The 9,428-nt window shown below is 67.1% G+C and carries 8 protein-coding genes; 3 read left to right on the plus strand and 5 right to left on the minus strand.

The genetic code is table 11. The features are described from left to right. Positions 1 to 2: 2 nt before the first annotated feature. Positions 3 to 1,250: a CaiB/BaiF CoA transferase family protein gene (locus ACFVVK_RS12170; protein WP_390266810.1), complete on the minus strand. Its 1,248-nt coding sequence runs from the start codon at positions 1,248 to 1,250 to the stop codon at positions 3 to 5. Positions 1,251 to 1,436: 186 nt separating this feature from the next. On the opposite strand from ACFVVK_RS12170, the gene ACFVVK_RS12175 reads away from it, so the two are divergent. Beyond that, positions 1,437 to 2,741, plus strand: coding sequence for an MFS transporter (locus ACFVVK_RS12175; RefSeq protein ID WP_390266813.1), 1,305 nt, complete (start codon positions 1,437 to 1,439; stop codon positions 2,739 to 2,741). An 83-nt stretch (positions 2,742 to 2,824) separates the two neighbouring features. Here the strand turns inward: ACFVVK_RS12175 and ctaD are convergent, their stop codons facing one another. Together ctaD and ACFVVK_RS12185 are read right to left on the minus strand one after the other, a co-directional pair. After that, a complete protein-coding gene (gene ctaD / locus ACFVVK_RS12180; RefSeq protein WP_390266816.1) occupies positions 2,825 to 4,558 on the minus strand; it encodes a cytochrome c oxidase subunit I in 1,734 nt (577 codons plus the stop codon). Positions 4,559 to 4,862: 304 nt separating this feature from the next. Next, a complete protein-coding gene (locus tag ACFVVK_RS12185) occupies positions 4,863 to 5,858 on the minus strand; it encodes a hypothetical protein (protein WP_390266819.1) in 996 nt (331 codons plus the stop codon). A 189-nt stretch (positions 5,859 to 6,047) separates the two neighbouring features. Between ACFVVK_RS12185 and ACFVVK_RS12190 the strand changes: the two genes are divergently transcribed. Further along, positions 6,048 to 6,953 (plus strand): spermidine synthase, encoded by a 906-nt coding sequence (locus ACFVVK_RS12190; protein WP_390266822.1) that lies wholly within the window; start codon positions 6,048 to 6,050, stop codon positions 6,951 to 6,953. A 70-nt stretch (positions 6,954 to 7,023) separates the two neighbouring features. Here the strand turns inward: ACFVVK_RS12190 and ACFVVK_RS12195 are convergent, their stop codons facing one another. Then, the gene (locus ACFVVK_RS12195) at positions 7,024 to 7,956 is read right to left on the minus strand and encodes a LysR family transcriptional regulator (RefSeq protein ID WP_390266825.1); all 933 of its coding nucleotides are present in this window, start codon (positions 7,954 to 7,956) and stop codon (positions 7,024 to 7,026) included. Positions 7,957 to 8,156: 200 nt separating this feature from the next. On the opposite strand from ACFVVK_RS12195, the gene ACFVVK_RS12200 reads away from it, so the two are divergent. Then, the gene (locus ACFVVK_RS12200; protein ID WP_390266828.1) at positions 8,157 to 8,906 is read left to right on the plus strand and encodes a 3-hydroxybutyrate dehydrogenase; all 750 of its coding nucleotides are present in this window, start codon (positions 8,157 to 8,159) and stop codon (positions 8,904 to 8,906) included. Positions 8,907 to 9,001: 95 nt separating this feature from the next. Here ACFVVK_RS12200 and ACFVVK_RS12205 read toward each other — a convergent pair. Further along, the coding region (locus ACFVVK_RS12205) for an IS30 family transposase (protein ID WP_390266830.1) at positions 9,002 to 9,428 on the minus strand (427 nt) is incomplete at its 5' end.

Genomic DNA, 9,428 nt, shown 5'->3' on the forward strand with positions numbered 1-9,428 from the left:
GTTCAGCGCACCTCCTGTAGCCCGAGTTCGGCGATTTCTTCAGCGTCCATACCGGCCAGCTCCTGCAGGACCTCCCGTGTGTGCTGGCCCAGCTCCGGGCCCACCCAGTTGACGCGACCCTCGTGACCGGGGATCTTGGGCACGACGCCGGGAAAGCGGATCAGCTCTGGCTCGTTTTCGATGACCACTTCGTGGGTCTGGATCATGTCGCGAGCCAGGTAGTGCTTGTCGACGGCGATGCTGGGCGCGTCGTACACCGGACCGGCGGGGACGCCGGCGTCGTCCAGCTTGTCGAGCACCTCGGTGAGGGGCATGCTTCCCGTCCAGGCCGAGATCGCGCCGTTGAGCTCTTCCTCGCGGGCGCCACGGGCCTCTGTGGTCAGGAGGGTTTCGTCCTCAGCCAGATCATCGCGGCCGATTGCGCGCATGAGGCGGACGAAGACGGAGTTCGAGTTCCCGCCGATGACCACCTCGAGCTCGTCCTGGCAGAGGTAGGAGCCGGTAGGTACGACGCCGGGCAGGGCGCCGCCGGTGCGCTGCCGGATCATGCCGTACGCGTCGTAGTCCGGGACGAGGGACTCGAGAAGGCTGAAGACGCCTTCATAGAGAGCGACGTCCACGACCTGGGAGCGTCTCGTCTGTGCCGCGCTCTGTGCACCGCGGGCCTTCTGCAGCATGAGCATCAGTGCACCAATAACCCCGTACAGGCCGGCCACGGTGTCACCCATGCTGGCGGCCGCGCGGCCGGCCGGGCGGTCGGGTTCGCCGGTGATGTAGCGCAGGCCGGCGAAGGACTCCGCGGAACTGCCAAAGCCGGCGCGGTTCTTGTAGGGGCCAGTCTGGCCGTAGCCGGAGATCCGCACCATCACCAGTGCAGGGTTGAGTTCCTGAAGGACGTCCGGGCCCAGGCCCCACTTCTCGAGAGTGCCGGGACGGAAGTTCTCGATCACCACGTCGCACTGGGCCGCAATCCTCTTGACCGCTTCGCGTCCGGTCTCGGACCGTAAGTCCAGAACCACGGACTTCTTGTTGCGGCCGATCGTGCGGAACAGCATGGAGGTGGTGCCGCGGGTCTTACGCCAGTCGCGCAGCTCGTCACCGCCTTGGGGCTTTTCGATTTTGATGACTTCGGCCCCGAAGTCACCGAAAAGGCGGGCCGCGAAGGGCGCCGCGATAAAGCTGCCAAGCTCCAGCACGCGGATGCCTTGGAGCGGGAGGGTGTTCCCCTCAATGGAAAGTTCCTGCGTCATGTCATTCCTGCCTGCGTCGTTGAATGCCAGGGTTCCCACTGAATGGGAAGTACTTGTCATTGGGCGGATAGACGATAGCAGGGTAGTGTGATGCGCGCAACAGCACGATTTTGTGCGGCTGGCGCAGGGTGAAGCGCGGCCATGCGAATCTTGAGGATGTAAATCTTGACCGTGTAAGGGTGGCAGGTGATGGAAGCTAGGAACGCCGCGGCGAAGCCGCGGCCTGGCGAACCGGTGGGGCCCCAGAGCGGCACCCTGGTGGATGCCGAGATCGATGAGCTGCCCGCCCCGGAGCCCACCCGCGTCGGAAGCCGCAGGCAGCTTGCCTATCTGGGCGTGTGCCTGGTCCTGATCGGGCTGAATCTACGGAGCGTCTTCTCCAGTTTCTCCGCGGTGCTCCCGGAAGTCACCGCGCAGGTGCCGCTCCCGGGATGGGCTGTGGCAGTGCTGACCACTGTTCCGGTCACGTTGCTCGGAGTGTTCGCTCCGCTTGCCCCGGTCCTGGCCCGGCGGTTCGGTGCCGAACGGGTCCTGCTCGGCGCCATGGGGATCCTGACTGCGGGGCTCCTGCTGCGTCCGGCGGAACTGGGCATCCCGGGAGCGGGGGGCCACCTGCCTGCCCTCCTTGCCGGGACGGCGGCCGGCGGGGCCGCGATCGCCTTGTGCAACGTCCTGCTCCCCGGCTTGGTCAAACGCGACTTCCCGCACCGGCTCGGCCTCATGGGCGGGCTGTACACCACGGCCATCTGCGCCTCCGCGGCACTCGGCGCCGGCTTCACCTACCCGATCTACGCCGCCACCGGCGAGTGGACCCTGGCCTTGTGGTTCTGGGCGGTGCCCGCCGCCGTCGTGCTTTTGCTCTTCCTCCCCGTGGCGGTCCGCCAGCGCTCCGTGCGGCACCAGACCCTCAGGGACGGCGTGAACGTATGGCGTTCCGCGGTGGCGTGGCAGGTCACCATCTTTATGGTGCTGCAGGCAATGATGTCCTTCAGCGTGTTCGCCTGGCTGGCGCCCATCCTGCGGGAGCGGGGCGTGGACGGGGCGACGGCGGGGCTGATCGTGTCGGTATGCATCGTGCTGCAGATGGTCGGGTCACTTTTTGCGCCGGCCCTTGCGGCCAGGTTCCGCGACCAGCGGCCCATCAACACCGTGGTGGCGCTGATGACCGGCTGCGGATTCGCCCTCAGCATCTTTGGCCCCCTGGACCTGGTGTGGGTCTGGGCCGGGCTGCTTGGACTTGGCCAGGGAAGCCTCACCGCTGTGGCACTCACCATGATCATGCTCCGCACCCGCGACGGACACACGGCAGCGCACCTGTCCGGCATGATGCAGGGCGTGGGCTACGGGCTGGGCTCGACCGGGACACTGATGGTGGGCCAGCTGCACCAGGCAACGGGCTCCTTCGCCGCCGCGGGCGTTCTGTTCCTGCTGGTCGGCCTGCTGGCGGCGGTGTTTGGCTACCGCGCCGGCCGCAACCGGTACGTCAGCTGACGCTGGGCCCCGCTGTCCGGATTCCGCCTTTCGCTACTGGCCACCGGCGCGCGGTCCGGGCCAAGGTTCTGGGAGTACCGATTTCACTCGGCGGTGTCCTTCTGGTCGGCGTTACCGAGCACCGCCGCAGCCGGCGCGGGCGATTCCGCGGTGTAGTTCCGCGCGAGCTCCGGGTGGTGCAGGTCCAGGGCGGGACGTTCGGAGCGGATGCGGGGCAGGGACGTGAAGTTGTGGCGCGGCGGCGGGCAGGATGTGGCCCACTCCAGGGAGGCGCCGAAGCCCCACGGGTCATCGACTTCAACCCGTCCTTCGGTGCTGCGTGAGGTGATGTAGACGTTCCACAAGAACGGGATCAGTGACGCGCCCAGCAGGAAGGAGAAGTAGGTGGAGAACTGGTTCATCCACGTGAAGCCGTCCTGCGGCATGTAGTCCGCGTAGCGGCGCGGCATGCCGTCGACGCCCAGCCAGTGCTGGATCAGGAAGGTGCCGTGGAAGCCGACGAACAGCATCCAAAACTGGATCTTGCCGAGGCGCTCGTTGAGCATCTTGCCGGTCCATTTGGGCCACCAGAAGTAGAAGCCGGCGAACATGGCGAACACGACGGTGCCGAACACCACGTAGTGGAAATGCGCCACCACGAAGTACGTGTCGGAGACGTGGAAGTCCAGCGGCGGCGAGGCCAGGATGATGCCGGTCAGGCCACCGAAGAGGAACGTCGCCAGGAAGCCGATGCTCCACAGCATCGGGGTTTCGAAGGTCAGGGAGCCCCGCCACATGGTGCCGATCCAGTTGAAGAACTTCACGCCGGTCGGAACGGCGATCAGCATTGTCATGAAGGAGAAGAACGGCAGCAGCACCGCGCCCGTGACAAACATGTGATGGGCCCATACCGTCACGGACAGCGCCGCGATGGAAATGGTCGCATAGACCAGGCCCTTGTAGCCGAAGATCGGCTTGCGGCTGAAGACCGGGAAGATCTCGGAGACGATGCCGAAGAACGGCAGCGCGATGATGTACACCTCGGGGTGGCCGAAGAACCAGAACAGGTGCTGCCAGAGAATGGGACCGCCGTTCTCCGGGTCATAGATGTGCGCACCAAAGCGGCGGTCTGCACCCAGGGCGAACAGGGCAGCGGCCAGCGGCGGGAAGGCCATGATGACCAGGATCGCCGTTATCAGCGTGTTCCAGGTAAAGATCGGCATCCGCCACATGGTCATGCCCGGGGCGCGCATGCAGATGATCGTGGTGATGAAGTTGACCGCGCCAAGGATGGTGCCGAAGCCGGAGAGTGCCAGACCGAAGACCCACAAGTCACCGCCCACGCCGGGGCTGAACGTCGTGTTGGACAGCGGTGCGTACGCGGTCCACCCGTACGACGCGGAGCCCTGCGGGGTGATGAAGCCGGACACGGCGATCGTGGAGCCGAAGAGGAAGAACCAGAAGGCCAGAGCGTTCAGGCGCGGGAACGCGACGTCGGGGGCCCCCAGCTGGAGGGGCATGATCACGTTAGCGAACCCGGCAAACAGCGGCGTCGCGAACATCAGCAGCATGGCCGTGCCGTGCATGGTGAAGAGCTGGTTGTACTGCTCTTTGGTCGTCACGATTTGCAAGCCCGGCTCGAACAGCTCGGCGCGGATCAGCAGCGCCATGATACCGGCGAGGCAGAAGAACACGAACGACGAGATCAGGTACATGTAGCCGATGGTCTTGTGGTCGGTCGAGGTGATCCAGTTGACCACCATGCTGCCCTTGCGCCGGGGAACCACGGCCGGAACTCCACGGACCGTCACATCTGGTGCTTGCTGATATCCGGACATGGTCTGCCACTCCTGAGGATCGCCTTGCAGGGCCCCCAATATTAGAGCTGAGTGCGGCCGGAACCAGAAAGTTCACCGAACCGACAGCACCAGACTAACCCCTTGGCAGGGCTGTGTGTACGTAACTTCGCACAATGAAATAGCCCTCTCGGTTTCATTCTGGAACGCCGTTAATTTCCATGTGTTCGAAGCCCACCGAAGCCTCCTGCCATGCGGGGCGCAGCTGAGCGTCAGCGCCTGCCGGCTGGTTGCCGGACGCCGGCAAACCGGCGTCCGGCAGAAGGTTCCGCTGGCCATTCGCTCGTCACCGGCGACCGCCGTCGAATGGGTCGTCGCTCGGCAGGTCAGCGCGGCCGGACGTATCCCGCCCGGGCGTCGCGGGCCCGGACGTGTCCCGGTACTGCGCGTCGCGGTAGGGTTCCGCGAGCGTCGGATCTGCCGGCCACGAGTCGGACTCTGTTCCCTCGTCCGCCAGGGGGTTGGGCGGGTACGTTCCGGTGAGGCCCGCCGTCGTCACGTCAGGGCCGGGCAACTGCACCGGCGGCGGCGGAACGGCTGCCCCGGCGTCGGGGATCCGGGTGACGGGAGTCGGGTAACCGCCCGCAGCCGGGCGTGCACCGGCGCCGCCGGCGCTGGGCGGCGCGCCCGCGCCCAGGCTGCGGCTGAGCCGGCCGGCCAGGACACCGGCTCCGGCCGCCAGCAGCAGGAAGGTTCCGGGGCGCTGGCGCGCGAAGGATTTCACCTCGTCCAGCAGTGCGCCCGGATCCCGCCTGTCCAGCCAGCTGGCGACGGCGGAGGAGCGCTCGGCCGCCTCGCGCACGAGGTCGGGGGCGACCCCGGGCTGGTCCGAGGCGGAGGCCATGGAGTGAAGCTGGGATGAAATTGACCGCAGGCCTTCGGCGGCCTTTTGCTGCTGGGTGCCGGCCTGGTCCGTGAGGCTCCATTTCGCCTGGTGCAGGAGGTCCCGGGCGCTGGTCTTCACCTCGGCGGCGACGTTGGCGGCCTCGATCTTTGCCGTCTCGGCCACAGTCTGGGCGGAGTCCGCTGCCGTCCGGGAGACGTCGGCAGCGCCCTGCTTGGCCGTCTCCGCGGTGGACGTGCCAGTGGTGGACGGGCCAGTGGTGGAGGTGGCGGGGCCAGTCACCGACGCTGTCGTGGCGCCCTCCGCAGTGGCGCTGTAGATCTCGCCGTCCGCCTCGCGCGGAAACCTCGACGCCGGCCGGAGGGGATCCTGGCCGGCACCCTGACTGGTTTCCGGGGTGCCGTAAACTCCGTCCTGGGGCACTTCGTTCTCCGTCATCTTCGCTCCCTTTCCAAAAAGATCGGCTGCTGATCACAACCCGGCCATGCCGGGACTTAAATAGTAAGCATGATTACTAACGGTCCGTAAGTGCCCCGTGCCCAGCACTTTGAGCACGGGCACGCCGGCGGGCCGCCCGGATTCCGCCGTGAACTAGGCTGGAACCATGGACAAGGCGGGGGATCTCTGATGGCGAAGCGGGGGAGAGCGGCCCGGAACGCGGGCGGCAGTTCACCCGGAGTGGTGGAGGTGCCCAAGGGTTCCCGTCCGGACGGTCCGGCCGCAGGCATCTACTACATCGATACCGGTGACTGTGAGCTGATCCCGGACCAGGACAATTCCACCGGCTGGCTGCTGCGCATCAACGGCGTCATGAGCTCGCACATTGACCTCGCGGAGCCGTTGTTCCTCGATTTCGAGTACATGCGCTGGATCTCGGCGCTCGTGGAGTCACGCTGGCCACGGGAGTCAAGGCCCAAGCTCCGCGCCCTGCACCTTGGCGGCGGAGCGTGCTCGCTGGCCCGCTACTTCCACGCCGCGTACCCCGACGCCCGGCAGGTGGTGGTGGAACTGGACGGCAAACTCGCCGATTACGTACGCGGCTGGTTCGACCTGCCCAAGGCGCCCCTGCTCCGCCTGCGCGTGGGGGAAGCCCGCGACGTCACCGAGAGCCTGACCGGGCAGACCCGGGACGTGATCATCCGCGACGTGTTCGCCGGTTCCCTGACGCCCCGGCCGCTGACCACGCGGGAGTTCAACAGCCACGTCCGGCGCGTGCTGGCCCCCGGCGGGCTCTACGTGGCCAACTCCGGCGATGCCCCCGATCTGAAGAACGCCCGCGAGGATGCGGCCACGATTGCGGATTCATTCGAGCACACCATGATCATTGCCGATCCCGCCATGCTCAAGGGCCGCCGCTACGGCAACATGGTCATGGCCGGCAGCGATTCGCCCTTCGACGACGACCCCGGCCTCGCGCGGCGGCTGCTCGGCGGTGCGGTGCCGGCCCACATCTGGAACGACGCGAAAGTGCGGGCGTTCGCGGCAGGTGCCCCGGTCCGATGCGACCCGAAGGCCCCGGCCGACGTCGAGTAACCCCATCCACCGGCCTGTAAGCGCTCATCCGCTGCTCCGTAGCCGCCCTTGCGGAGCCCCTAAACGGCGCCTACGGAGCAATCGACGTGGATTTTGGCGATGCGGATTTGGGCCTGCCCAGCAGCGCATCGCGGTGCGCCGCCGTCTGTTCCCGGAGGGCCTGCACGAGGGCCGCCACGGCCGGCCGGCGCAGGGAGTCGGGCCGGAGCACCATCCAGTAGGGCAGCGTTTCCGCGAATTGCTCCGGCAGGATCCGGACGAGATCCGGATGCAGGTCGGCTGCAAAGCATGGAAGGAACCCGATCCCGGCTCCCGCCCGGGTGGCCTCCACGTGGACAAAGACGTTGGTGGAGCTCAGCCCGTCCCGCATCGCCGGCACCAGCCGGCGCGGGGCGTCCAGGTCGTCCACCTGCAGCATCGAATCGACGAAGTAGACGAGCGCATGGGCAGTCAGTTCCTCCACCGTGGCCGGGGTCCCGTACTCGGCGAGGTAGCCGCGGGAGGCGTACATTCCCAGCGTGTACTCGCCCAGCTGCGCCGCTTCGGCGCGGTGGACCTGCGGCTCGCCGACCACCACCTCGACGTCCAGGCCGGACCGCTGCTGGAGGGCCCGGCGCGTCACGGTGATGATCTCGACGCTGAGGCCGGGATGGTCGCGGCGGAGCCGGGCCACGGCCGGGGCGGCGATGTAGGCGCTGAAGCCGTCCGTCGCGGTCATCCGGACGACGCCCGTGATGGGATCAGGGGCGTGCCCGCGCTGGTCCAGGGTGCGTACGGCCCCTTCCACCTGTTCGGCCACCCGCACAGCCTCGGCGCCGAGTTCGGTGAGCTCCCAGCCGCCCGCGGCGCGCGAGAGCACCCGGCCGCCCAGCGCCTTCTCCAGCGCCGCGATCCGCCGCGAGACGGTGGTGTGGTTCAGCCCGAGGGTCTGGGCCGCCGTCGTAAATCTTCCGGTGCGGGAAACGGCGAGCAGGACCAGCAGGTCATCCGGGTTGGCGTTCATGTCTGCAATTCTGCACATAGCGGGTGCCGGTTTGGGCATTGAATCGCCGTGGATGTGCGGGGATACTCAATGAAGCCATTTCAGTGCTGAGCGTCACAGCAGCCGCACGCTGAGCTGCTTGAGTTGGGCCCGCCCCGGCAACGCCGGGGCGGGCCGCCTCCCCGGATTTTCTGAGATGGCTCTATAAGGAAGGCTGGGTTATGGATAACACGCTGAACGGACGCAAGGCACTGGTGACCGGCGGTGCCGGCGGGATCGGCGCCGCCAGCGTCCGCGCCCTGGCTGCACGCGGGGCAAAAGTGGTGATCGCCGACGTGGACGAGTCGGCCGCCGCGAAACTCGCCGACGAGGTCGGCGGCTCCTCGTGGGCCGTCAACCTGCTCGACGTCGAATCGCTCCAGACGCTCAGCCTGGACTGCGACATCCTGGTGAACAACGCCGGGATCCAGCGCATCAGCCCCATCGAGGAGTTCGATCCGGCCGATTTCCGCCGCATCATCACCCTCATGCTCGAGGCGCCGTTCCTGCTGATCCGCGCCGCGCTGCCGCACATGTACGCCAACAACTTCGGCCGCATCATCAACCTGTCATCCGTCCACGGCCTGCGGGCCTCGCCGTTCAAGAGCGCGTACGTCTCCGCCAAGCACGGCCTGGAGGGCCTGAGCAAGGTGACGGCACTCGAGGGCGGCGCGCACGGCGTCACGTCCAACTGCATTAACCCCGGGTACGTCCGCACGCCCCTGGTGGAGGCGCAGATCGCCGACCAGGCCAAGGTGCACGGCATTGACGAGTCCGAGGTCCTTGCCAAGATCATGCTGACCGAAGCGGCGGTCAAGCGCCTGGTGGAACCGGAGGAAGTGGCGTCCCTGGTGGCGTGGCTGGCATCCGACGACGCCGGCATGGTCACCGGCGCCAGCTACACGATGGACGGCGGCTGGTCCGCGCGGTAACCCGCTGCCCGCAACCAGCTGCCTCTCTAGCGCCTCAAATGCAGGGGCCCGCCAACCGTTTGGCGGTTTCTAGGGGTCGTTGCAACACCTGTTGGTTAGGTGGTTAGTAGTAAATCACGCAGACGCTCGGCTGGAGTTTTCCAGCCGAGCGTTTTGCGTGGGCGGCCGTTGAGTTCCTGGGCGACGTGTTCGAGGTCTTCGGGTCCGTGGACGGACAGGTCGGTGCCTTTGGGGAAGTACTGGCGCAGCAGCCCGTTCGTGTTCTCGTTGGAGCCGCGTTGCCAGGGGCTGGCCGGGTCGCAGAAGTAGACCTGCATGTCGGTGGCGAGGGTGAAGGACTGATGGCCTGCCATTTCCGCGCCCTGGTCCCAGGTCAGGGAGCCTCGCAGGTGTGCCGGCAAGGTGGCCATGGTCTTGACGAGTCCGTCGCGGACGGTTTCGGCGGTGTGATCCCCGGGGAGGTGGACGAGCATGACGTAGCGGGTGGTGCGTTCGACCAGGGTCGCGATCGCTGACTGGTTG

It is taken from the genome of Arthrobacter sp. NPDC058192, from assembly GCF_042883665.1.
Lineage (GTDB): Bacteria > Actinomycetota > Actinomycetes > Actinomycetales > Micrococcaceae > Arthrobacter.